The organism is Brevibacterium sp. S111 (genome assembly GCF_004745075.1).
Lineage (GTDB): Bacteria > Actinomycetota > Actinomycetes > Actinomycetales > Brevibacteriaceae > Brevibacterium.
This window is the reverse complement of record NZ_RHFH01000004.1, coordinates 226786-251190: the sequence shown is the minus strand read 5'-3', so window position 1 is coordinate 251190 and position 24405 is coordinate 226786. Positions and strand designations below refer to the sequence as shown.

23 protein-coding genes are annotated in these 24405 nt (G+C 65.6%); 12 read left to right on the top strand and 11 right to left on the bottom strand.

Going from position 1 to position 24405, the window contains the following annotated elements; all coding sequences use genetic code 11:
• Positions 1-18 precede the first annotated feature (18 nt).
• Positions 19-1104: a GNAT family N-acetyltransferase gene (locus EB836_RS06850; protein ID WP_135538808.1), complete on the bottom strand. Its 1086-nt coding sequence runs from the start codon at positions 1102-1104 to the stop codon at positions 19-21.
• 191 nt (positions 1105-1295) lie between these two features.
• Here EB836_RS06850 and fdxA point away from each other — a divergent pair, with 191 nt between their 5' ends.
• The 3 genes from fdxA (at position 1296) to EB836_RS06835 (ending at position 4308) form a co-directional block, all read left to right on the top strand.
• Entirely contained in the window at positions 1296-1622 is a 327-nt protein-coding gene (gene fdxA, locus EB836_RS06845; RefSeq protein ID WP_135538806.1) for a ferredoxin, read from the top strand.
• Positions 1623-1625: 3 nt separating this feature from the next.
• The gene (dapC, locus tag EB836_RS06840; protein ID WP_135538804.1) at positions 1626-2747 is read left to right on the top strand and encodes a succinyldiaminopimelate transaminase; all 1122 of its coding nucleotides are present in this window, start codon (positions 1626-1628) and stop codon (positions 2745-2747) included.
• A gap of 277 nt (positions 2748-3024) precedes the next feature.
• Positions 3025-4308 (top strand): citrate synthase, encoded by a 1284-nt coding sequence (locus EB836_RS06835; RefSeq protein WP_135538802.1) that lies wholly within the window; start codon positions 3025-3027, stop codon positions 4306-4308.
• 928 nt (positions 4309-5236) lie between these two features.
• Here EB836_RS06835 and dapD read toward each other — a convergent pair.
• Entirely contained in the window at positions 5237-6181 is a 945-nt protein-coding gene (gene dapD / locus EB836_RS06830) for a 2,3,4,5-tetrahydropyridine-2,6-dicarboxylate N-succinyltransferase (protein ID WP_135538800.1), read from the bottom strand.
• Positions 6182-6223: 42 nt separating this feature from the next.
• On the opposite strand from dapD, the gene dapE reads away from it, so the two are divergent.
• The 6 genes from dapE to EB836_RS06800 all read left to right on the top strand — a co-directional run bounded on the left by dapE (position 6224) and on the right by EB836_RS06800 (position 11035).
• A complete protein-coding gene (dapE, locus tag EB836_RS06825) occupies positions 6224-7390 on the top strand; it encodes a succinyl-diaminopimelate desuccinylase (RefSeq protein ID WP_135538798.1) in 1167 nt (388 codons plus the stop codon).
• A 104-nt stretch (positions 7391-7494) separates the two neighbouring features.
• A complete protein-coding gene (locus EB836_RS06820; RefSeq protein WP_240689689.1) occupies positions 7495-8193 on the top strand; it encodes a TIGR00730 family Rossman fold protein in 699 nt (232 codons plus the stop codon).
• Positions 8190-9089: a dihydropteroate synthase gene (folP, locus tag EB836_RS06815; RefSeq protein ID WP_240689682.1), complete on the top strand. Its 900-nt coding sequence runs from the start codon at positions 8190-8192 to the stop codon at positions 9087-9089. Before EB836_RS06820 ends, folP begins: the two co-directional genes overlap by 4 nt.
• A 35-nt stretch (positions 9090-9124) precedes the next feature.
• The gene (locus EB836_RS06810) at positions 9125-9517 is read left to right on the top strand and encodes a DivIVA domain-containing protein (RefSeq protein ID WP_135538794.1); all 393 of its coding nucleotides are present in this window, start codon (positions 9125-9127) and stop codon (positions 9515-9517) included.
• Positions 9514-10749, top strand: coding sequence for a hypothetical protein (locus EB836_RS06805; RefSeq protein WP_135538793.1), 1236 nt, complete (start codon positions 9514-9516; stop codon positions 10747-10749). The genes EB836_RS06810 and EB836_RS06805 overlap by 4 nt, the downstream gene beginning before the upstream one ends.
• A gap of 115 nt (positions 10750-10864) precedes the next feature.
• Positions 10865-11035 carry a DUF3117 domain-containing protein gene (locus tag EB836_RS06800; protein WP_135538791.1) on the top strand — a complete coding sequence of 57 codons (171 nt, stop codon included), beginning with the start codon at positions 10865-10867 and terminating at the stop codon, positions 11033-11035.
• A 77-nt stretch (positions 11036-11112) separates the two neighbouring features.
• On the opposite strand, the gene EB836_RS06795 is transcribed toward EB836_RS06800, so the two are convergent.
• Together EB836_RS06795 and EB836_RS06790 are read right to left on the bottom strand one after the other, a co-directional pair.
• Entirely contained in the window at positions 11113-11748 is a 636-nt protein-coding gene (locus tag EB836_RS06795) for a class I SAM-dependent methyltransferase (protein WP_135538789.1), read from the bottom strand.
• A gap of 37 nt (positions 11749-11785) precedes the next feature.
• Positions 11786-12118 carry an MGMT family protein gene (locus tag EB836_RS06790; protein WP_135538788.1) on the bottom strand — a complete coding sequence of 111 codons (333 nt, stop codon included), beginning with the start codon at positions 12116-12118 and terminating at the stop codon, positions 11786-11788.
• 82 nt (positions 12119-12200) lie between these two features.
• On the opposite strand from EB836_RS06790, the gene EB836_RS06785 reads away from it, so the two are divergent.
• On the top strand, positions 12201-12653 hold the full coding sequence (locus tag EB836_RS06785) for a twin-arginine translocase TatA/TatE family subunit (protein WP_135538786.1): 453 nt from the start codon (positions 12201-12203) through the stop codon (positions 12651-12653).
• A gap of 67 nt (positions 12654-12720) precedes the next feature.
• Here EB836_RS06785 and EB836_RS06780 read toward each other — a convergent pair whose 3' ends face one another.
• From EB836_RS06780 to EB836_RS06765, 4 genes are all read right to left on the bottom strand, one after another.
• The gene (locus tag EB836_RS06780) at positions 12721-14172 is read right to left on the bottom strand and encodes a polysaccharide deacetylase family protein (protein ID WP_135538784.1); all 1452 of its coding nucleotides are present in this window, start codon (positions 14170-14172) and stop codon (positions 12721-12723) included.
• A gap of 10 nt (positions 14173-14182) precedes the next feature.
• Positions 14183-15304, bottom strand: a complete 1122-nt coding sequence (locus EB836_RS06775) for an Mrp/NBP35 family ATP-binding protein (protein ID WP_135538782.1) — start codon at positions 15302-15304, stop codon at positions 14183-14185.
• A complete protein-coding gene (locus tag EB836_RS06770) occupies positions 15301-15852 on the bottom strand; it encodes a DUF1003 domain-containing protein (protein ID WP_240689688.1) in 552 nt (183 codons plus the stop codon). Before EB836_RS06770 ends, EB836_RS06775 begins: the two co-directional genes overlap by 4 nt.
• Before the next feature lie 62 nt (positions 15853-15914).
• A complete protein-coding gene (locus EB836_RS06765) occupies positions 15915-17189 on the bottom strand; it encodes a CBS domain-containing protein (protein WP_135538780.1) in 1275 nt (424 codons plus the stop codon).
• Between the two features lie 258 nt (positions 17190-17447).
• On the opposite strand from EB836_RS06765, the gene EB836_RS06760 reads away from it, so the two are divergent.
• Positions 17448-19373, top strand: a complete 1926-nt coding sequence (locus tag EB836_RS06760) for a calcineurin-like phosphoesterase family protein (protein ID WP_135538778.1) — start codon at positions 17448-17450, stop codon at positions 19371-19373.
• A gap of 139 nt (positions 19374-19512) precedes the next feature.
• Here the strand turns inward: EB836_RS06760 and EB836_RS06755 are convergent, their stop codons facing one another.
• Together EB836_RS06755 and EB836_RS06750 are read right to left on the bottom strand one after the other, a co-directional pair.
• Positions 19513-20661, bottom strand: a complete 1149-nt coding sequence (locus EB836_RS06755; protein WP_240689680.1) for a P1 family peptidase — start codon at positions 20659-20661, stop codon at positions 19513-19515.
• Positions 20661-22181 (bottom strand): aminopeptidase P family protein, encoded by a 1521-nt coding sequence (locus EB836_RS06750; RefSeq protein ID WP_135538776.1) that lies wholly within the window; start codon positions 22179-22181, stop codon positions 20661-20663. Before EB836_RS06750 ends, EB836_RS06755 begins: the two co-directional genes overlap by 1 nt.
• A gap of 79 nt (positions 22182-22260) precedes the next feature.
• Between EB836_RS06750 and EB836_RS06745 the strand changes: the two genes are divergently transcribed.
• On the top strand, positions 22261-23118 hold the full coding sequence (locus tag EB836_RS06745; protein WP_135538774.1) for a PHP domain-containing protein: 858 nt from the start codon (positions 22261-22263) through the stop codon (positions 23116-23118).
• A 2-nt stretch (positions 23119-23120) separates the two neighbouring features.
• On the opposite strand, the gene EB836_RS06740 is transcribed toward EB836_RS06745, so the two are convergent.
• A complete protein-coding gene (locus tag EB836_RS06740; protein ID WP_167854376.1) occupies positions 23121-24272 on the bottom strand; it encodes an acyltransferase in 1152 nt (383 codons plus the stop codon).
• Positions 24273-24405 lie beyond the last annotated feature (133 nt).

Sequence of the window (24405 nt, the reverse complement as noted above, 5' to 3'; positions counted from 1 at the left end):
CGGTTCAGCTGGCCGAACTCAGCGCTGCTCGGCGTACCACGAACGATGACGGACGGTGGCTCCGAGTGAAGTGAAGAGGTTGATCGACGCTTCATTGCCGGCTTCGATATCGACGAGGTAAGACCGCACACCACGTTGAGCGAGCAGAGCTGCCGCCGCCTGCGCCACTGATCGCCCGGCGCCTCGACGGCGCAGGTCGGGGCGGGTGATGAGGTTCGTGACAACGCCCCATTTGCTGCGTTCCACGACACGGCAGGCGGCGACCATCGACCGGGAGCCGTCGGGATGCGCGGCGTAGGCGGTGACGAACTCACACGGCTGGTCGGCAGCGATGAGCGCACGGAAGGCTTCGGCCGAATCCGGAGCGTCGCCGGGACTGCGCTGACTCGTCCACGCCGCGAAATGTTCGGGAGTCGGCGCATCGGCAACGTCGATGAGCAGACCGGGGGCGGCCGCCTCGGCGGGGGAGGACGCACCTGCCGCGGCTTCCGCGGTGGCACCTGTGAGCAGGAGGACCGCCTCGGAGGGGGTGTAGCCGCGTGCCGAGAGCAGCGGAGCAAGCCCCTCGCATTCCGGTGCCAGCGCGGACGAATCGTCGGCCGAGTAGATCTGGATCCGGCTGGGCTTCTCCCGCGTCCGATACCACTCCTCGACCGCGTCGAGGGCCTGTTCCCACCCCAGACCGGAATCGGACACGGGCAGGCAGCTGTTGGCCCGTCGCGTCGCGGACTCGGAATTGCGCAGCAGCCACCCCTTCTGGAGCAGGCTCATATCCGCGCCGGATTCGCTGCCCTCGTTGCGCAGGTTCTCCACATGCAGCCAGGACACATCCTGCGGCAGCCAGGCCGCGGCCGAAATTCGGCGGAGGTCGACGGCGGATACGATCTCATGAGTTCGGCCGGCTTTCGTCGGGGCCGGCGGCACCTCGTGCACGAGGAGGATCTGGGCTCGGGCAATGCGCAGCGGACCGCGCTTCGTGTCGATCTCGACACCCGCCTCGTCGGCATCGGTGATGACGCCGAGCGCATCAGAGGTCGAATGGGTGTCCCCGGGATCGAGCGCATACCGCACGACCACTCGTCTGCCGGGCTGCAGATCGTCCACTTCTCGCCTTCCTCCGCCGGATCTGTGCCCTCCCAGCCTAAGTCACCACGGCGGCCCGCCGCCGCAACGCATCACCGCCCGGGGCAGATGCAATGCGAATCACCCGAGACGGGTGGGCAAGGAGATCGGGCGAAGGCGTATTGTGGGACGTATATGCGCACCATCTGTGAGTCTTGCGAGGAGTCAGTCCAGTGACGTACATCATTGCCCAGCCCTGTGTCGATCTCAAAGACAAGGCGTGCATCGACGAATGCCCTGTCGACTGCATCTACGAGGGCGAACGCAGTCTCTACATCCACCCCGATGAGTGTGTCGACTGCGGTGCCTGTGAACCTGTCTGCCCCGTCGAGGCGATCTTCTACGAGGACGATGTCCCGGACGAATGGGAAGAGTACTACAAGGCGAACGTCGAATTCTTCGATGACCTCGGATCGCCCGGTGGTGCCGCGAAGCTCGGCAACACCCACAAGGATCATCCGATCATCTCCGCCCTTCCCCCGCAGAGCCACGACGTCTGAGCAATGGTGACCTCCTACGGACTTGAGCTGCCGGATTACCCTTGGGACCGGCTCACCGACTTCCGCCGCCGCGCGGCCGAACACTCCGATGGTGTGTGCGATCTGTCGATCGGCACGCCCGTCGATCCCACGCCTGAGGTGATCCGTCGGGCTCTGGCCGATGCGTCAGACGCCCACGGGTACCCGACGACGGCGGGAACCGCCGAGCTGCGCGAAGCGATCGCCTGGTGGTATGAGAACTGGCATTCCGTCCAGCTCGATCCCGCCACCGAGATCCTGCCGACGGTAGGCTCGAAGGAGCTCGTGGCCTGGCTGCCCACGCTGCTGGGTCTTCGACAGCGGGGGCTGGCCGTGGCCTGCCCGTCCGCGGCCTACCCGACCTACGAGATGGGGGCAACGATCGCGGGAGTCGAGTGCCGTCGCATCGACGCCGCCGACATCGTCGCCGGAGTTTCGCTCGAGGGCATCGGCTTGGTGTGGATCAACACCCCGAGCAACCCGACCGGGGAGGTGCTCGATGCCGACACCCTCGCCGAGGTGGTCCGCCGGGCTCGTGCCGCCGGAGTCGTTCTCGCGTCCGACGAATGTTACGGACTGCTCAACTGGGAATCGGACGGACCGGCTCCCAGCGTGCTCTCGGTCGCGGGGGAGTCCCATACGGGTGTGCTCAGCGTCTACTCGATGTCGAAGCAGTCGAATCTCGCCGGCTACCGTGCCGCGTTCGTCGCCGGTGACGGCGAGCTCATCGCCGACCTGACCCGTTCGCGCAAGCACGCGGGAATGATCGTGCCCTTCCCGGTCCAGGCGGCCATGATCGCCGGCCTGCGGGACACCGCACACGTGCTGGCTCAGAAAGAGGTCTATCGACAGCGGCGGGAACTGCTGCGTTCTGGACTCGTCGACTTCGGATTCCGCATCGATCATTCGAGCGCGGGACTCTACCTGTGGTCGACGGCTGGGAAGAGCTGCTGGGACTCACTGGCCGATCTCGCTGAGCTGGGCATCGTTGCCGGACCGGGCGAATTCTATGGTGAGGCAGCCGATGACCATGTGCGGATCGCGTTGACGGCCACCGATGAGCGCATCTCGGCCGCAGCCGAGCGGCTTCGTCAGGCAGCGGCCTAGCCGAGCGGATCGGTCGGGCGTGCGGACTCTGCGCTGGGCGCATCCCTGTGCTGGGTCCGATCAGGAAGGAACCCTTGAATTCTAAGCTTCTGCCAAGTGTCCGCAGAGGCTGCATTCAGGACGAAAAATCTCGTATTTGTCGAGATCAACAGTATTACTGACGAGTAGATGCAGGGTGAACTGATTTTCTCATTCCTGCACTTGTCGGTAGTCTTTGAAGGAACTGTGCAAGACACCTCAGGAAGTTCTTGGGGTACGTCAACGGTGAGGAGATCGAATGACTTCGGAGGCGAACCTCAGGATCGCTGATACGGAGCTGACGCTGCCCGAGGTGTCGGCGTCAGCGGGCAACAACGGATACCGTATCGGCTCTCTGCTGAAAGAGACCGGCTCGGTGACCTACGATCCAGGGTTTGCCAACACTGCATCCACCTCGTCGTCGATCACCTTCATCGATGGTGACGAAGGTGTGCTGCAGTACCGCGGCTATCCGATCGAACAGCTCGCTGAACAGTCGAACTTCGTCGAAGTCTGCTACCTCCTCATCTACGGTGAGCTGCCGACGCAGGAACAGTACGATGCCTTCGACGCCCGCCTGCGCGGACACACGATCGTGCATGAGGATCTGCGCCGGTTCTTCCGCGCTTTCCCCTACGATGCGCATCCGATGCCTATGGTTGCAGCGGCGGTCGCGGCTTTGTCGACGTTCTACCAAGATGACCTCGATGTCTTTGACGAAGATCAGATCGATACCTCATCGTTCCGCCTGCTCGCGAAGATGCCGACCATCGCGGCTCTCGCTCATCGGAAGAACATGGGCCTGCCGGTCATCCACCCGGACAATTCGCTGAGCCTGGTCGAAAACTTTCTGCGCGTGAACTTCGGTGTTCCCGCCGAGGAGTACGAACCGGACCCGCTGGCTGTGAAGGCCATGGATCAGCTGTTCATCCTCCACGCCGATCACGAGCAGAACTGCTCAACGTCGACCGTGCGTCTTGTCGGCTCGTCCCAGGCCAACGTCTTCCAGTCGATTTCGGCCGGCGTCAACGCCCTGGCCGGCCCGCTGCACGGGGGAGCGAACTCCGCAGTGCTCGAGATGCTGCAGAACATCGCCGCCTCGGACGACGGTCCGAAGAAGTTCATGGAGCGGGTGAAGAACAAGGAAGACGGTGTGCGTCTCATGGGCTTCGGACACCGCGTGTACAAGAACTACGACCCGCGAGCAAAGATCATCAAGAAGACCGCTGATGAGGTGCTCGCTCGTTCCGGTGGCGATCCGCTGCTCGAGCTCGCTCAGCAGCTCGAGGAGATCGCGCTGGCCGACGACTACTTCGTCGAGCGCAAGCTCTACCCGAACGTCGACTTCTACACGGGCCTCATCTACAAGGCTCTGGGATTCCCGACGAACATGTTCACTGTGCTCTTCTCCGTCGGTCGTCTGCCCGGTTGGATCGCTCAGTGGCGCGAAATGATCAAGGATCCCGAGACGAAGATCGGCCGCCCGCGCCAGATCTACACGGGTGCGCACTCCCGCGACTACAAGGAGATCAGCGACCGCTGAGTCGACTGAGACAGCGTCAAGCGGCGCCGGAGCAGATTTCTCTGCCCGGCGCCGTTGCGCATTCACCGACTTCGGCCGCACCTCACCGCCATGCCCCGGCGGCCCCGCCGAGCGCTGCTGCCGCACCCCGGAAACCTCGCTCCGCACCCCGCTTCCCGCCGCTGCCGCACCCTGGGAATCTCTCTCCGCACCGCCTCACCCCGGCAGCCTCGCACTTGGGCTAGGCATCTGCCGCCTAAAGGGAAGCGGCCCTCACCGTTTCCGCTGCTTTGTACCGCTAGCCGTTTCATCTACAGCTGGCGACTGCATCCATCACCGGTAGCTTCACACCGCCCTGTAGGACCACGGTGGTGTGCGGCTAGCGGTGGGTGATGCTTGAAACCCGGTCCGAAATTGCCTCGGCGCGGTCCACTCTCTTCGCGAATGGGTCGTGGGTATCGGCCCGGTGTCCTCGTGGACGGGGCTGGAGTAGGACCGCTGAGTCGGAGGATTGTACAGCGCTGGAAGCCCCTCCGGCAGCTGCTGACGCTTCCCATCACAGGCATCCGTCACCGTTAGCCGCACAACGCCCTGCAGGACCACGGGGTTGTGATGATTGCTGTTGGAATTGGCGGAGACGGTGAGTGGTGACTGCAGGGGTGAGGGGTGCTGCCGGGGGCGATGCTGCGGGTACCGGATGCTTGGGGATCTGCTCGTTGACGCGAGTGATTGTGCGAGTGAATGCGGCGAGGGCGCGCTCACTTCATGTGAACGCGCCCTCGTCAGGCGGTCGCCTCGGCCGAAACCCCACGTCAGGCGGTCGTCTCGGCCGAAACCCCAAGTCAGGCGGTCGCCTCGGACCGAAACGTCAGTGGTCAGATGGACTGTCGGCCGCAGATGCCGGCAGCCGACCGCGGAACCTCAAACACCGCCGAGGCTCAGCCAGCGATCAGTGCAGGTCGGGGTTGAGCTCGATGCCCTTGGAATCACGAGCGATGGCCTCGACGGCACCGGAGACCGAATTGCGGCGGAAGAGGATGTTGTTCTTGCCGCTGAGCTCGCCGGCCTTGACCACCGCGCCGTCCTCACCGGGGACCGTCACACGTGTGCCGGCGGTGATGTAGAGGCCGGCTTCGACGATGCAGTCATCTCCGATCGAGATGCCGACACCGGCGTTGGCACCCAAGAGGCTGCCCGAACCGATCGAGATTCGGTGCGTGCCGCCTCCGGAAAGCGTGCCCATGATCGACGCGCCGCCACCGATGTCCGAGCCGTCGCCGACGACGACGCCCTGGGAGATGCGTCCCTCGACCATGGCCGAACCGAGCGTGCCGGCGTTGAAGTTCACGAAGCCCTCGTGCATGACGGTGGTGCCGGGGGCCAAATGGGCGCCGAGGCGGACACGGTCGGCATCGGCGATGCGCACACCGGAGGGAATGACGAAGTCGGTCATGCGGGGGAACTTGTCGAGTCCGTAGACGGCGACGGGACCGCGAGCGAGCAGCTTCGCGCGGGTGGCCTCGAACTCATCGGGGGAGCAGGCGCCGAACGACGTCCACACGACGTTGGCGATGTGCCCGAAGATCCCGTCGAGGTTGACGTCGTTGGGCGTCACCAGTCGTTGGGACAGGGCGTGCAGACGCAGGTAGGCATCCGCCGCCGAGGCGGGGCCTGCGTCGAGATCGATCGTGGTGGTGACGACTTCGGCGCGGGTGCCGCGAGCGTCGTCGGTGCCCACGAGAGCGTCGAGACCGTCGTCGGCAGCGCGGGCGGTGGCGGCCGCCTCGGCGGATTCGGGGGTATCAGCCGTGCTCAGGGTGGGATACCAGACGGAGAGGACGATGTCGGAATGGATCGTGGCAAGTCCACGTGCGGATACGATGCGTTCTGTCATGCCTTAAGCCTAGACGGTGGGGGCAGTACTAGGCTAAGGGACATGACTGTCGATCCATCTGCTGAGACCGAGTCCATCTTCGCACCCACGACTGAGCTCGGTGAGTACCTGTTCGCCGCCCTCGGCGACCCGGCCGAACTCACCGGCCGCCTCTGCGCGGTCGAATCCGTCTCCGGCAACGAAACCGTGTTGGCCGACGCCGTCGTCGAGGTGCTCGAACGCATCAGCGGCGGCCCGGGACCGGAACTCGAGATCCTTCGCGACGGAGATACGGTCGTCGCCCGCACCAGCCTGGGCCGGGCCGAACGGATCGTCGTCGCCGGACACCTCGACACCGTTCCCGTCGAAGACAACCTGCCGCCGGTGAGGACCACGATGACCGGGGCGGACTACCCCACGGACGAAGTGATCTGGGGACGCGGATCCTGCGATATGAAGGCCGGAGTCGCCATGCAGCTGTCCACGGCCGCAGCCCTTGAGGACCCGAGCCGCGACGTCAGCTGGGTCTTCTACGACCATGAGGAAGTCGACGCCTCACTCAACGGTCTCGGCCGGGTCGCGCGCACTCATCCGGACTGGTTGACAGGCGATTTCGCGATCCTCGGCGAACCCTCGAATGCTTCGGTCGAAGGCGGCTGCAACGGCACCATCCGCGTCGACGTCACCACCACCGGGGTGCGCGCGCATTCGGCGCGCGCGTTCATGGGCGTCAACGCCATCCATGCCGCTGCGCAGGTGCTCTCCCGTTTGGCCGAACATGAGACGGAGACCGTCACGGTCGACGGGCTCGACTACCGCGAATCCCTGTCCGCGGTGAACATCAGCGGAGGTGTGGCCGGCAACGTCGTTCCCGACGAATGCGTCGTGTCCGTGAACTACCGGTTCGCCCCGAGCAGGTCCGCCGCGGAAGCCGAAGCGTTCCTGCGCGAGTTCTTCACCGGCTTCGACATCGTCGTCACCGACGCTGCCGAGGGTGCCCGGCCCGGCCTCGACCGGCCCATTGCGCAGGACTTCATCGACACACTCGGCCTGTCGCCGGCGCCGAAGCTGGGGTGGACCGACGTGTCGCGGTTCAGTGCGCTCGGGGTCCCGGCGGTGAATTTCGGTCCCGGGAACCCGCTGTATGCCCACAAGTCCGACGAGCATGTCAGAGTCGCCGAGGTGGAGCAGGCCACCCGGACCCTGCTCAGCTACCTCGAAGGCCGGTGAACACGGTGAACGACAGAGGCGAATCCGCTGACTACGGCGCCGTCCCGAGCGGTGACGGCCCCGCCCCGAGCGACAGGCAGCCCGAGTACTACAGCAAGGGCCCGCTGCGTCTGCGCGGGGACCAGGTGCCGGAGACGACGACGGACCAGCGTCTGCTCGAAGCGGGGACGAGTGCGGAGTGGGTGCACGAAGACCCGTGGCGGGTGATGCGCATCCAAGCCGAATTCGTCGAAGGCTTCAGCTCCCTGGCCGAGGTCGGACCGGCCGTCGCGATCTTCGGCTCAGCCCGGCTCCACGCCGACACTCAGGCGTATGCGGACACTCGTGAGATCGCCCGCCGGCTGGCCGAATCCGGCAACGCCGTCATCACCGGCGGGGGACCGGGCATCATGGAGGCAGGCAACCTCGGCGCCGTCGACGGCGGAGGGGTGTCGATCGGCCTGGGCATCGAACTGCCCTTCGAATCGGGCCTGAACGACCACGTCGAGCTCGGCGTGCACTTCCGCTACTTCTTCGTCCGCAAAACGATGTTCCTCAAATACTCCCGCGGCTTCGTCGTCATGCCCGGCGGCTTCGGCACCCTCGACGAACTCTTCGAAGCTTTCACCATGGTCCAGACAGGCAAGGTGACGTCATTCCCGATCGTCCTCTTCGGCACCGCCTACTGGCAGGGTCTCGTCGACTGGATGCGCGATAGCCTGCTCGCCAACGGCACGATCAGCGACAAGGATCTGTCCCTCTTTACCCTCACCGACGATATCGACGAGGCCGTGGCCACGATCGAAGCGGGAAGCACATCGTGAAAGATCGCACCGACGCTGCCGCGGATATGTCCCGCTTCGACCTCAGCCAGGCCCGGGCGGGGGCACCGGCGATCATGGCGGTGATCAACCGCACGACCGATTCGTTCTACGAATCCGCCGCCACCTTGGACGAGGCGATCACCGCGGTTGCCGCGGCCGCCGACGACGGCGCGCACATCGTCGACATCGGGGGAGTGCGTGCGGGGAGGGGTCGGGAGATCTCCGTCGCCGAGGAGATCGACCGCGTGTGCCCAACGATCGAGGCCGTGGCCCGAGCCCACCCGCACGTGCTCATCAGCGTCGACACCTGGCGCCACGAAGTCGCCGAAGCGGCCTGCCGGGCCGGCGCCGGTCTTCTCAACGACACGTGGGCCGGGGTCGATCCGCAGATGGCCGAGGTGGCTTCCCGGAACAAGGTCGGCCTCGTCTGCTCCCACACCGGGGGATTGGATCCCCGCACCGATGCGCACCGCAATCGCTACGGCCTCCATGCCGGGGACATCGTCGACGCAGCACTTGCCGGAGTCATCGACCTCGCCGAGGCGGCCCGTGCCGCCGGTGTCCCCGACGAGAAGATCATCATCGACCCCACCCCGGACTTCGGGAAGAACACCTATCAGTCGCTGCGTCTGCTGCGGGAGCTCGACCGTTTCACCGCGACCGGACTTCCGGTGCTGCTGGCGATCTCCAGGAAGGACTTCGTCGGCGAAGCCATCGGCGATGTCGCGCCCGAGGACCGGCTGCACGGAACCATCGCAGCAACTGCGCTGGCTGTCGAGAAGGGAGCGGCGATGATCCGGACCCATGATGTCCGCGCCACCGCCGACGCCATCGATGTGACCCTGGCGATCACCGGTGAAGTCGTGCCGAGACACACCGTGCGCGGCCTGCGCTGAGAGTTCGCAACCGGGGTCTGTGCGAAAATGGGCGCATGCCTTTGTGGATTGTGATCGGTGTCGCGGCCGCGATCTTCGTCCTTGTGATCGTCATCGCGGCCAGCTTCAACGTCTTCGCCGCCGAAACCGGTGATGAGGCGCAGGAACGGTGGACCGGCCTGCCCGAAGGATTCACCAGTGCGGACCTCGACACGGTGGGTTTCAGGCCCGCACTGCGCGGATACCGAATGGAAGACGTCGACGAGGCCATGCAGATCCTGCAGGACCGCCTGCGCGTCCTCGAATCCGCGACCGATGTGAGCGCCCAGACGCCCGTCGACTCTGCAGCCGCTGACCCTGCCGGGCCCGAAACTCCCGCACCCTCCACATCCCCTGTCCCCGTCGACACCGCGAATGAGGCACCGGAAACGGCTGCCGAACCACGATGAGCCGTCCTTCCGACCTGCCCGGAATCACCCTCGCCCCCGAAGTCTTCGACTCGTCCCGACTCTCCCGCCTCGGCGCACTGTTCATCGTGCTGCCCGTGTGGCTGCAGGCCCTGGCCGTGTACTTCGTCTCCCGTGTCGTGAGCCTGTCGATCTTCGCCTCTGTCCTCAAATGGCAGGATCCGGCGAACTGGTCATCATCGCCGGTGACGACGACCCTCAACGACTTCCTCAACTTCTGGGACGGCGGTTGGTACGCCCGCGTCGCCGAGGAGGGCTACCCGCACGTCCTGCCCGCCGACGACAGCGGCGCGGTCGCCGAGAACCAGTGGGCCTTCTACCCGCTGCACCCCTCGGTCGTCGGCACCCTGTCCGACCTCACCGGGGTCAGCTACGCAGTCCTGTCTCCGATCGTATCCACTGTGGCCGCCGGGTTGGCGGCCGTCGTCATCCTCCACCTCTTCCGCAAATACGTTGATCCCGGCCAGGCGCTCATGGGACTGGCGCTGGTGATGTTCTTCCCATCGGCGCCGATCCTCTCCACCGGCTACGCCGAATCCCTGACACTGCTGCTGCAGGCGATGGTTCTGTTCCTCCTCGTCGAACGCCGGTACCTGACAGCGCTGCCGGTCGTCGTCCTCATGGACCTGTCCCGACCGGTCGGAGTGGCGTTCTCGTTCTTCATGCTCCTCCATCTCATCGACCGGTTCGTCCACCGTCGCCAGGACCCCTATCCCACCGCCGAGGTGGTCCGATCCTGGACCCTGGGTGTGCTGTCATGTGCGGCCGCCCTCATCCATCCGCTCCACGCGTGGTGGGCGACGGGGTCGCTGACCGCCTACACCGACACCGAGGCGGCCTGGCACACCGGAGAGACGACGTTCGTCGTCCAATGGGTGGCGCAGTCGATCAACCTCATCGGACCCCTGGGCCCGGTTCTGCTCATCATCGTCGTCGCGGGAATGCTCGGCCTGATCTTCTCTCCGGCCGGAGCGCGCATGGGGCGGACGCTGCAGCTGTTCTGCCTCGGCTACGGCATCTACCTGCTCATCTTCTTCAACCCGCAGACCTCGACTCTGCGACTGCTGCTGCCGCTGTTCCCCTTGGCGCTGACACTGGCTCTGGTGCGCTCACGCGGTTACCGGGCCGCGCTGCTCGTCGCATATATCCTGTTCCAGATCATCTGGGTGGCCTACCTGTGGCACTTCACCCCGCCGGCGGATCTGCCGCCGTGAACGATCGTTTATGAGAAAGTTACCCGGATCGTCCGGATCATGGAATAATCGAAGTACAACATTCGGTACACCTGGTGTGAACCGTCTTTGCATGACAACGGAAGGAAGAGCCCACATGGCAGCCCAGAAACCCCGCACCGGCGACGGACCTCTGGAAGTGACCGAAGAAGGCCGAAGCATGGTGATGCGGCTTCCTGTCGAAGGCGGAGGACGTCTGGTGATCGAGCTCAGCAGAGACGAAGCCACAGGACTGCACGACACTCTGGCAGAGACTCTGGGGCTCTGAGCCTCCGGCCGCTGAAGCGGCCGGACAGAACCGCACGAACAGCAGAGACTTCTCGGAAGTCTCTGCTGTTGTCGCATTCACCTGCTCTTCTGCAGCAGCAGCAGTCCTTGGCCGATGGGCAACAGTACCCGGTCGAGGTCTTCCTGCTGGGCGAGGCGGTTGAGCATTCCGCGAGCCGCTTGGGTCCGCGGGCTGCGGTCGACGGGGTCGGCGACAGCGCCCTTGAGCATCGTCTGGTGGATGACGAGGAGACCGTGCGCGTCGAGCAGACGCAGCGATGGCTGGATCATGCGCTCGAGGTTGCTCGGCTCAGAGTCGATGAAGACCATGTCATAAGCGGCCGGAGCGAGTTTCTTGAGTACCTCTTCGGCCCGTCCGCTCATCAGCCGCAGGCGGCCCGGGCGAATTCCCGCCATATCGACGAGGTCGCGGGCGGCACCTTGTGCTGTGGAGTTCGTGTCGATGGAGGTCAGTATGCCGGCGGTGGGCATACCGCGCAGCAGAGCCAGAGTCGAGGTGCCCACTCCTGTTCCGACTTCGACGGCGGCGACCGGGGTGAGGAGTCGGGCGAGGAGCGTCAGCGTCTTCGCCGTCGTCTGGGACACCGGCGCAAGACCGAATTCGTGAGAGTGGGTCCGGGCGGCATCGAGCAGGGGATCGGGGCCGTTGTACTGTTCGGAGAAGGTGAGATCACCTGCAATTTCACGTGACAATCGGCCCCCTCCTTTCCGTTGCTGAGTCCTCCCAAGTCTAACCGCATTCGGGCTCGATTCCGTGAGTGCGCCACAGCTCATCGAGCTCATCGACGTCGAGGAACGCACTCCGGTCGACCCGGGCATGGGAATGCGGAGTGCCTTCATCGGCCCAGTGGCTGCGGGCGCGGGCGAAGATCTCCGGCGGCAGGACTCCCGCGGCGTTGATCACCCTCCACCATGTGACGTTCGAGCCGAATTCCCTCATCACCCGCCCGACATAGCGGGGCGAGCAGCCGGCGACGGCACCCACGGTTCCGTAGGCGACGACACGGGCTTCGGGGACGAGTTCGACGATGCGCAGCACGCGCTCGACCGCTATCTCATCCATCGACGCTCCCGGCACCCGGCGCTCGTCGAACCTGTGCTGACCATGAGTCGATGCTACAGCCGTCCACGGTAGACTGGGTGACATGTTCATGGGTATCAACGGCACCGAAATGGTGATCCTGGTCGTTGTGGCCTTGGTCGTGATCGGACCCAAGCGCCTGCCCGAATACGCAGAGAAGCTGCGTGACTTCGTCCGCCAGATGCGGCGGATGGCCGAGGGAGCGAAGGACAGCGTCCGTCGTGACTTCGGGGACGACTTCAACGACGTGGATTGGCAGAAGCTCGATCCGCGTCAGTACGACCCCCGGCGCATCGTCCGAGAGGCCCTCGTCGAAGAGGATGCTGCGATCCGCGAATCCAAACGTCGGGATCCGCTCGAGGCTCCCGCCGTCGACGCTGCGGACCCGGCGACTGCGGCGGAAAGCTCCGGCACCGAGGCGACTGTGCGGGAGAAGTCACCGATCGAACGGTTCCAAGCCCAGGTCGACCTGCGAGACCGATCCGCGGCCGCCCCGTTCGACTCCGAAGCCACCTGAAGGACCAGGACCCCTTTCGGTTCGCCGGGACGAAAGCGGAGGCGGGTTCGAGCGGAGAGCTCGACTGTCAGTTCTTCTGCACCGATGGGTGCTCGGGGTTCGAACACAGCGGATCGGCGTAGCCGCGGCAGAAGTAGGACCCGGCCTTCTCCCAGGGGATTCCGGCGAAGAGCTCGCGTACGGTCACCGCATACAACCCCTTGTCCGCGACGGTCGCGTATACGGCCGGTGCGGCTTTCGCGGTAGAGGGGTGGATGGAGTGCATGAGCACGACCGAGCCGGGACGGGCATGTGCCTTCACCGCCTTGACGATCTTCTTCGGATCCCTGTGCTGCCAGTCGCCGGTGTCGACGTCCCAGATGATCGACGGTACGCCCACGACATGGGCGGACCGTTTGTCGAGCGCACCATAGGGCGGGCGGACCATAGGATCAGTGTCGACACCGACCGAATTCAGTGACTTCCGGGTCCGGCGGATCTCCGCACGGATCTTCGCGGAGGGGATCTGGCTGAGTCGCGGATGCCGATAGGTGTGGTTGTCGACCTCGTGACCGTCGGCGATGACCTTGCGAGCCACTTCGGGGAAGTGATCGATGTTCTTGCCGAGGAAGAAGTAGGTCACGCGGATGTCGGCCTCAGCGGCGGCATCGAGGATGGCCTGTTCGGTCGCGGCCTCTCCCGGACCGTCGTCATAGGTCAGTGCTACGCAGGGCAGCAGTGCGCAGGAGAAGTCGGGAGACCGCTGGTCGGCAGGCTGGACCAGTCTCAGCGGGGTGTGCAGCTCATCGGCGACCTGTGTCCCCAGCGGTGTGAGTTCCGCATCCGACACCGGTGTGCCCTCGATGGTCAGCCTTCCGAATTCATCGCCGGAGACCGTCGCAGGGTCCACTGCGGCGGTGAAGAGACTGCGCGCATCGACCGTGGTCTCGGCGTCGAGGTCGGTGAGCAGCACCGCGGTATGCGGCTGCGGTGAATGCTGTTCGACGGTGGTCACGAGGTAGCGGCCCCCTCCGACGAGGACCGAGTTGTCGATGTCGAGCGAGTCCGGATCGGGCGCATCTCTGCCGGGGCCGGGAGCCGCATCCTGAGATTCCGATGCGGGTTCGCCTGAGGCAGTCCGCAGCGGAGCGAATGTCGCCGTCGGCCACCGGTGGACCGGCGAGGTCTGCGGGGGAGAGAACTCAGCTCTGCCGTCGAATCCGCCCGCCTTCTCGATCATCGTCGACAGCCGAGACTCGACGGCTGAGTTCAACGAGGGTGCCCCGGGCACGCCGAAGACATGGATGTTCAGCCGCGGGCTTCGCTTCTCGGCGATGATCGCGTAGCTGCGCATCGATTCGGTCACCAGGGCGCGGTTCTCAGCCGCCGTGGTCCGATGCTGCTGTGCAGTCAGGTCCTTCGCGCTCGGCGGGGCGTGACGGTTCGCGGTGACGACGGCACCGGGCAGGAGGATGAAGAGGCTGAGCGCGAGCGCACAGGAGAACAGTGTGTAGACGAGACCGTCTCCACGGACAGGCAACCGCACTGTCTCAGACCGGGCTGAGACCCAGAGACCTGCCGGACAGTCCGCGAGAGCGCCTGCGCAGGGACTCGGCCAACGTGTCGAAGGCCTGTGCAGCGGGGGACTCGGGGTGGCTGAGCACGACGGGGGTGCCGGCGTCGGATCCTTCGCGCACCTGTGTGTCGAGGGGAATCTGCGCCAGCAGAGGAATCGTGGTCTCGAGCGTCTGCGAGAGGTTCTCGGCCACACTGGTGCCGCCGCCGGTGCCGAAGACATCCAGACGGCTGCCGTCGGGCATCTCCATCCAGGACATGTTCTCGATCACCCCGGACAGCGTCTGCTTCGTCTGGGTGGCGATGGAGCCGGCACGTTCGGCAACCTGAGCCGCGGCCGCCTGCGGGGTGGTCACGACGAGCAGCTCCGAACCGGGCAGCAGCTGGGCCACGGAGATCGCAATGTCACCGGTGCCCGGCGGCAGGTCGAGCAGAAGGACGTCGAGATCGCCCCAGAACACATCGGTGAGGAACTGCTGCAGGGCACGGTGGAGCATGGGGCCTCGCCACACGACGGCCTGGCTCGGCGGGACGAACATGCCGATGCTCATGACCTTCACGTCGTGGCCGATCTGCGGCAGGATCATCTCGTCGACCCGGGTCGGCTTGCCCGAAAGTCCGAGCATGCCCGGGATGGAGAAACCGTAGATATCGGCATCGACGAGGCCGACGCGCAGACCCTTGGCCGCGAGCGAAACCGCGAGGTTCGCCGTCACCGAGGATTTGCCGACCCCGCCCTTGCCGGACGCGATCGCGTACACCTTGGTGAGGGAGTCGGGCCGGTTGAAGGGGATGTCGCGAGTACCGGTTCCCTGCAGCTTCTCCTTCATCGCCTTCCGCTGTTCGGGTGTCATCGTCCCCAGGACGACCGTCACCTCGGTGACTCCCTCGACGCGGGCCACCGCAGCCTTCGTGTCCCTGGAGATCGTGTCCTTGAGCGGGCAGCCGGCGATGGTGAGCAGAACTGTGACGGTGACTTCGCCGCCGTCGATGCTGATGTCGTCGACCATATCGAGCTCAACGATGTTGCGGCGGATCTCGGGATCGATGACGCCGGTCAGTGCCTCTCTCACCGTGTCCACATCGGGACCAGTCATGTCCACGTCCTTTCCTCCCCGGATGAGTGCTCCTGGGGCTTCAACCCTACCCCTTGGGAATCGGCGCCGTCATCCGGCCCCTGGCCCCTGTACCCGGGGTCCTTCGGTTCCGCGGCGGACCGTCCGGGCTCTCTGCTCTCCTCTTCGAGTTCCCTGAGCAGATCCTTGAGTTCGGAGCGGATGAAGTCGCGGGTTGCGACCTCTCGCATGGCGATCCGCAGCGCCGCGACCTCTCGGGCCAGATACTCGGTGTCGGCGAGGTTGCGTTCGGCACGCTGCCGATCGTGTTCGAATTCGACGCGGTCACGGTCGGTGCTGCGGTTCTCCGCGAGGAGGATCAGCGGAGCGGCATAGGAGGCCTGCAGGGAAAGAATGAGGGTGAGCAGAGTGAAGTTCAGCGACCGTGGGTCGAACTGCCAGGACTCGGGAAGCAGAGTGTTCCACCCAAGCCAGACCGCACAGAAGACGGTCATCCCCACGAGGAACGCGGGGGTGCCCATGAACCGGGCGAACGCCTCGGCGCCGCGGCCGAAGGTCTCAGGCGACATGGCGAAGTTCGGCAGTTTGCGTTTGCTCGACCGTGGGATCTCGAAATCGTCAACAGCCATGTCTACCCCCTCCTGATTTCATCACGGCCGGTCGTGCGCCAATCCTCGGGCAGAAGCTCGTCGAGGACGTCGTCGACGGTGACGACTCCGACGAGGCGGTCGTTCTCATCCGTGATCGGCACCGAGACCAGATTGTACGCGGCCAGAAGCTTCGACACCTCGCCCAGAGGGGCTTCCGGCGGCAGCGGTTCGACCTCGGTGTCGAGCATGATGCCCACCGCTTCATGCGGCGGATGACGCAGCATCTCCTGGATGTGGACGAGCCCGAGGTACTTGCCCGTCGGTGTCTCCACGGGCTGTCTGCAGACGAAGACCGCGGCGGCCAGGGCCGCAGGCAGGTCTTCCCGGCGGACGTGGGCCAGCGCCTCGGCGACGGTGGTCTCGGGGGTGAGGATGACCGGTTCGGTCGTCATCAGGCCACCGGCGGTGTCATCGTCGTACGCCAGCAGCGTCCGCACATCCTCGGCGTCATCGGGTTCCATGAGGGCGAGGAACCGTTCGGCCTGGTCGTCGCTGAGTTCGCCGAGCAGGTCAGCGGCGTCATCGGGTTCCATCTCTTCGAGCACCGTCACGGCACGTTCGGTATCGAGGCCGGCGAGGATCTCGATCTGCGTGTCGGCCGGGAGCTCTTCGATGACGTCGGCGAGGCGCTCGTCGTCGAGGGCCCGGGCGACCTGGAGACGGCGCGCCGAGTTCATCTCGAAGAGCACATCGGCGAGGTCGGCAGGCTTCGTGTCCTGGTAGGCGGCGATGAGCTGGGTGGCTTCCTGATCGATGTCGGAGTCGGCCGGATGGTCGGCGTCGGTCCAGTCGATCTGCTTCGTCTCACCGCGCCGGCGGAACGCGGCGAAGGCGGTGCGTTCGGGGACTCGACGCACGAAGAGGCGCGTGACCTCCCAGTCCTTGTTCACCTGCTGCTCGATGCCGACGTCCTCGACGAGGACGGGGGAATCGTCTGCCCGCAGACGCAGCCTGCGGTCGAGGAGATCGTTCATGACCAGCGTCTCCGATCCGCGCTGTTCGAAGCGGCGCATGTTCACCAGGCCGGTGGTGATGACCTGTCCGGAGTCGATGGCGGTGACCCGACCCATGGGGACGAAGACGCGGCGTCTGCCCGGGACTTCGACGACAAGGCCGATGACACGTGGGGACTGCCGCATGGTCGCGCGATAGACGATGACGGCGTCACGAACCCGTCCGACCTGATCGCCGAGAGGGTCGAATACGGGCGCGGAGACGAGCCGGGCGACGAAGACTCTTTTCGGTGGACCAGACATGTTCTCAGACTACGGGGTGGGCGGAGTCCTGCGGGGCCGCCTCGGCGAATTGAACTCAATTCACATTCCGCCGATCCCGGGATGACGGCCTCATGAACGCTGCTGTGACCTCGAATCGCGGACGGTCTGGGGGAGGTGTTCCACGCGCTCACTTCTCCTATTCATCAAGCTGTACTGACGACTTCACTCCCTTGTCGTTCGGCCTGCCTAGCGTCGTGTCACGGCAGATCCAGCCACAGTCGACAACAGGAGTCATCCATGCAGATACGCCGAATCCGCCCTCGCACCACCGTCGCAGGTCTGGGTGCCTGTGCCGTGCTGACACTCTTCGCTCCGCTGCTGTCACCGACCGCTGCGACGGCGGCGGGGGCACCGGCCGAACTCTATGAGGGACACGTGCAGGTCGATCGGGGCCAGGCCGCCGATCCGCAGAAGTTCACGGGTCGGGTCTTCGACGATGCCAACGAGAATTCGAAGCTCGACGACGACGAGGAGGGCGTGGCCGGAGTCGCGGTCACCAACGGCGTCGACGTCGTCCAGACCGACGGCCAGGGGGTCTATGAGCTGCCCGTGCGGGAGAACATGACCGTGTCCGTGACCCAGCCGGCGGGATGGCAGGTTCCCGTCGATGAAGACAAGGTCGCCCAATTCAGCTACAACCATCTGCCCGAAGGATCCGGTGACCTCGAGTTCGGCGGGATCGAACCGACCGGGCAGACTCCGAAGGCAGTGAACTTCCCGATGGTCGAATCGACGGCGTCGGCGAAGTCGGACCAGAACTGCCCGATCGCCGCTGACACGCAGGCCTATGACACCACCGAGATGGGCTATGCCCGTGACGGCGCGGTCGGGGACCTCGCCGACCGTGAGGACTACGGTGCCTGCGGTGTGCTGCTGCTCGGTGACAACGTCGGTGACGACCTCAGCCTCAACGACGAACTGCGCGACATCTACGCGCAGACGAACGGTCCTGTGCGGGTGGCCCCCGGCAACCACGATCAGGACTACGACGCCGTCGACGACTCTCACGCCCTCGACACCTTCCGCGACCAGTTCGGGCCGTCGTATTTCTCCTATGACGTGGGCAAGACCCACTTCGTCGTGCTCGACAGCATCGACTACGAGGGCAAGGCGAATGGGAAGAAGTACAAGGAGAGGATCACCGAGGAGCAGCTGACCTGGCTGGCGAACGATCTGAAGAATGTGCCGAAGAACGCGCAGGTCGTCATCGCCACACACGCGCCCATCGTCACGCACACAGAGGTCGTCGTCGACAACGCGAAGGACTTCTACGATGTCATCGCCGACTACCCGAACGCCGTGACCGTGGGCGGACACACCCACACGCAGGAGAACCTCATCGCCGGTGAGTCGCGCGAGGAATGGGCCGCAGCCGGAATCGAGAAGCTGCCGAACACGCAGATCGTCGCCGGTGCGGTCTCCGGCGACTGGTACTCCGGAGGGCTCAACGCCGATGGCTTGCCGTACTCGTTCACTCAGGACGCTTCGGAGCCGGGAGTGCTCACCCTGGAGTTCGACGGTGCCTCGCGCAGCGAGCGCTACACCGTGCGCAACGAATCCGATGATCATCAGCTGCTGCTCGGTGTGAATTCGCCGGCGTGGCGCGACTGGGCCCAGAAGGCCCAGGACTGGCAGGACGCGGACAAGGCGGGCACCGCTCCGGAGCCGGTCTCCGAACGGGTCGTCACCCGTGATGATCTGAAGGAGGGGCAGACATGGCTGACCTCGAGCTTCCTGGCCGGCACCTCCGATGCCCGAGTCGAAGTCAGCTTTGACGGCCAGGCTCCGAAGCAGAGCGAGCACACACAGCCCGGCCGGGGCGAGGCTCTGGCCAAGGGGTGGGAGTTCACGGATCCGTACACGGCCTCGCAGAACCTGCGTACCTCGGGCAATGTCGGACAGTCGAGTTCGCACCTGTGGCGCACCGAGATCCCCTCGAACCTCGATCTGGGCACTCACACCGCAGAGGTGACCGGAACCGACCGCTACGGTCGTGACTTCACGCAGACGGTCCGCTTCACCGTGGTCGAAGACGAGGCCCAGGCGAACAGCGAATCCCAGAAGCTGCTGCGCCAGGACGGCTTCGACGTTCAGATGGAGAAGAGCAGCAAGGATCCGCAGGGTCTGGACTCCGAGGAAGCTCAGTCCGCCCGCGAGGACTGAGCGTCACCGGTGCCCACAGTCAGGAACACTGATCCGCAGCCCTGCTGAGAGGCACCAGCGCTGAGAGCACAGAAACGGGGCCCGCTGCTCGGCGGGCCCCGTCACTGTCAGGAGGGACTCGAGCCCCGGGCCGGCGAGCTCAGAACGCGGCGGTGAAGGCCGAGGCGAAGTCCGGAGCGATCTCGCTCAGGGTCTGCGGCTGCTGACATCCGGGTCCCGCCGGGGCCGCCGAGACGTGAGCGTCGAGGATCGCCAGGCTCAGCGCGTCGGCGGCCGCCGCGGTGATCGTCACGAGTTCGCGGGTGGCAGCCTCGTAGTCGGTCGGAAGAGCGTGTTCTCCGGTGGCGATGCCGAAGACGGTGTCGCCGTCATAGAGCGTATGCGAAGGCTGGACGGCTCGGGCGATGCCCGCATGCGCCCCCGATGCCATCCGAGTCACCTGTGCCGGGTCGAGAGCGGCGTCGGTGGCGACGATCGCGATCGTCGTGTTCTTCGCCGCCGCATCCGGTGGTGCCGCGACCGGCAGCCCCCGGACTCTCGGCAGATCGAATCCGTAGGACCGCAGCAGTGGATCCAACCACAGACCGCCGGTCGAGGTGCCGATCGAACCGAGGGAGTTCGCCGCGACAAGTGCGGCGACAGTGACACCGCCGGGCAGGCGGACAGCGACGGATCCGAGTCCGCTGCGAAGCGTCTGGAACCCCGAACGGGCACCGGCACCGGCACCGAGGCTGCCCCTGACCTCTCTCCGCGGCACCGCACTCGGTTTCCCTGCGGTCGATTCGGCGCCGGTCGACAGAGCGTCCCTCGCCGCCTGCGCGCCCTCGTCGGGTCGCGGCGGTGCCACCGGCCCCGCCCCGCGACCGAGGTCGAAGATCGCGGCGGCCGGGACGAGTGGGATGACGGTTCCGGGCAGACCGGGTGCGGGGAAACCGCGCCCCGCCTCGGCGAGGGCATCGACGACGCCGCTGACGGCGGCGAGGCCGAGAGCCGAACCACCCGTGAGGACGATGCCATCGGCACCATAGGAATGCGTGCCCGGGGCGATGACATCGGTCTCATGAGTGGCGGGACCGCCGCCGCGGACATCGACGCCGATGGTGGACCCGGACGGAGGGGCCACGACGCTCAGCCCGGTCAGGCGCCCCGGGGTGAACTCACCGGCATGGCCGAGACCGAGTCCCGGGACCTCGAGGATGCCCCGGCCGCGCACCGGGCCGATGCCGTCAACCGGCATCGACTCGGCGTCCGCGTCCGTCCCCGGATGGGCGTCGTGTGCCGAGGACATCAGCGATTCCGACCCTGGACCCAAGCTTCGACCTCGGCGCGGGTGCGTGGGAAGTCCGCGGAGAGATTCTCCACACCCTCGGCAGTCACGAGGACATCGTCCTCGATGCGCACACCGATGCCGCGGAACTCCTCGGGCAGAAGCAGGTCGTCGGCCTTGAAGTACAGACCGGGTTCGATCGTGAAGACCATGCCCGGTTCGATCGTGGCATCGAGGTACATCTCGGCTCGCGCCTGCGCACAGTCGTGGACGTCGAGTCCGAGGTGGTGGCTGGTGCCGTGGACCATCCAGCGGCGGTGCTGCTGCCCCTCGGGGGAGAGCGACTCGGCGGCCGAGACCGGCAGGACTCCGAAGCGCTCGAGACGTTCGGCAATGACTTCCATTGCCGCCTCGTGGACCTCACGGAATCTCACGGGACGGTTGACGTGATCGGCGGCGACGGCGAATGCCGCGTCCGAGGCCGCGAGCACGGCATCATAGATCTTCGCCTGCACCTCGGTGAAGGTCCCCGACACCGGCAGGGTGCGGGTGATGTCAGCGGTGTAGAGCGAATCGGCTTCGGCACCGGCGTCGACGAGGACGAGGTCGCCGTCTCTGACCTGACCGTCGTTGCGGATCCAGTGCAGGGTGCAGGCATTGTTGCCCGATGCTGCGATCGTGTCATAGCCGACCCCATTGCCGTCGGAACGTGCCGCGGTCTCGAAAGCGGTTTCGATGACGCGCTCACCGCGTCGGTGTCCCAGGGCCTGCGGCAGCGCGCCGACGACATTGTCGAAGCCGGCTCGCGTGATCGCGACGGCCTCGCGGAGGGCCGCGACCTCATGGTCATCCTTGATCAGTCGCAGCTCGGAGAGCAGCTGAGCCAGTTCCGCATCGCCGGCCTCGGAGGTCTCGAGATCGGCCTGGACCTGGGTGCGGGCGAGGTCGATGACTGCGTCGATGCGGGTGTCGGCCTGGCGCACGAGACGTACGGAGATCGCCCCGAGGTCCTTCGTGATGACGTCATCGACGATGGCGGAGTTCGCCGTGGCGATGCCGGTCATCGTCGACATGGCCTCGAGGTCTGCGCGAGGACCGACCCAGTATTCGCCGTAGCGGGAGTCGGAGAAGAACTCTTCCGTGTCCGCACCGGCGCGGGGACGGAAGTACAGGGTCACCTCATGACCATCGTCCTCGGGCTCGAAGACGAGGACGGCATCGGGTTCCGAATCGGTCTCCAACCCGGTGAGGTGGATGAACGCCGAGTGCGCACGGAAGCGGTAGTCGGTGTCGTTCGAGCGGACCTTGAGTCCGCCGGCAGGGACGACGAGGCGCTCACCGGGGAAAGCGGCCGAGACCTGTGCCCGGCGTGCTGGGGTGAAGCCCGCAGCGGCCAACGCCTCGGCGTCGAGCGGGGTGCGGTCCCAGCCGGAGGCGACGAAATCGCGGAAGGCCTGGGAATTGGGGCGATGCGAGCGGTTGTTGACGCGGTCGGAAAGGGCCTGAGACGTGTCTGGTGAATCTGAATTCTGCTCTGTCATGCCACCCAGTCTATGCGTCGGGGCTGACATCGTCGGCACATGTGGAAGAGGGAACGACAGTTGCAGATAGACTGTGATCATGGTCATCGATCTCCATGTGCACACCGCATTCTCGGACGGGACCCAAACTCCTTCCGAACTCATCTCCGAAGCCTCGATGGAGGGCATCGACGTCGTCGGCATCACCGACCACGACACCACCGCGGGCTGGACCCTGGCCGAGGACGCCGCACGCGTCTACGGGCTCGGGCTGGTTCGGGGAATGGAGATCTCCTGTCGTTACGAAGGCATCAGTGTGCACCTGCTGTCCTACCTTCATGACCCGTACAACACAGGACTGGCCGAAGTCGTGCAGGAGACCAGGCGGGCACGTCTGCACCGCACGCACCTCATCATCGAGCGCCTTGCCGAGGACTATCCCATCGACATGGACGCAGTCCTCTCGGTCTCCGGCGAAGACGCGACGATCGGGCGACCGCACATCGCCGATGCCCTCGTGGCCGCCGGTGTCGTGGAGAACCGCACTGAAGCGTTCTCCTCCATCCTGTCCAGCCGCGGCAAATACCATGTGGCGCTGCCGACGATCGACCCGATCACCGCGATCGGTCTCATCCGCGAAGCCGGAGGAGTCTCGGTCTTCGCCCATCCTCGTGCCGCCATGCGCGGACGGGTCGTGCCCGATTCAGCGATGACCGAGTTCATCGCCGCCGGTCTCGACGGGCTCGAAGTCGACCATCGGGACAACCCGCCTCAGGAACGGGAGGCGATGCGTCGACTCGCCCATGAGAACGACCTCATCATCACCGGGTCGAGCGACTACCACGGCACGGGCAAACCCAACCGCCTCGGCGAACACGTCACCTCCGACCACATGCTCACCAGACTCCTCGACCGCGCCGCCTCACGACCCGGCGGCGTCGACTACATCCAAGGCTGAGCTCAGCCGAGGATTCGCCGCAGCCGCAGCCGTCCCCACGCAAAGCTCAGCGCATAGGACACGGCGGCCATGGCGGCAAGGAAACCGAGGTACTGGATGACGAGGACGACCGGTCCGGCCTCGACATCGTAGAGGCGTTCGAAGAAGAGTTCGAGGAAGAACACATGGACGAGGAACGCGCCGAACGACGCTGACGCCAGACGCGCGAAGATCTTCTTCGTGCGGGTGCCGAGGCGCAAGCGGGAGACGAGGAGGATCACGCTGATCGCCAGCCCCACGATGAGCGGATTCGCGTTCTCGATCGGATAGGACTTCTGCGACTCCCACCAGAGGACACCGAGCGCCGAGGCGGCGAAGAGCAGACACAGCGTCCAGATCGGCGGACGCAGCTCCCCGGCGTGCTGGATGACGAAGGCACCGATGACGAAGTAGACGACCTGATAGGTGGCGAATCCCCATTTCCAGGCGTCCTGATCGGAGCCGACGAGGTCGAGCAGAAACGGCGCCCACACCGTCGATCCGGCCAGCACCAGGGCGAGAGCCGCGAGCCTCCACGGGCGCTCGTTCCTCCAGAACAGGACGAGCGTGCCGAAGACGAGGATGAGCGGAATGTACGCGTAGAGATACCACAGGTGGAAGCCGGGGCGACCGGCTTCGAGGAAGCTGCGCACGAGGTCATGGCGGACATTCACCTCGTCGGTGTCGAAGAGGTTGAATCCCAGGACGAAGATGACCGACCACGAGGCGAGGGGAACCAGGTGGCGCACGATCCGGTCCCACATCTTGGCTTCTGTGCGCGGGGGCGCACCGGCGAGCACGGCCCACCCGGCGATCATGAAGAACATGGGCACGGCCCAGGGATTGACAGCCTCGGCGAGATGACCGAGCCACCAGGCGTCGGAGCCTTCCTCGCTGCGGCCGATGAGCACACCGCCGGAGTGGCCGATCATCACGGTCAGTCCGGCGAGGACGCGCATGACATCGACATCGTGCCGGTGGCGCCTGCCGGTGCGGGTGCCGGGGGAGGTGGCCGCGTCCGAGGCGCGGTCGGACGCTGACGACTCGGAAGCCGGGTCCAGACCGGCCGCGAGCTCCTGACTCTTCGGGGAGAGATCGGAGACCCCGGCAGGTGCTGCGGGGGAGGGGGCATCCACACGGCGTGAACTGAACAATGAATCGCTCTCGTTCGTCATCGGAGACAGGGCGTCAGAACAGTCTTGACCACCGAATTGAACGCCTTCGGAGATCAGGTTGAACGCAGAGTGAACGAGGCTCCGTGATCCGGAC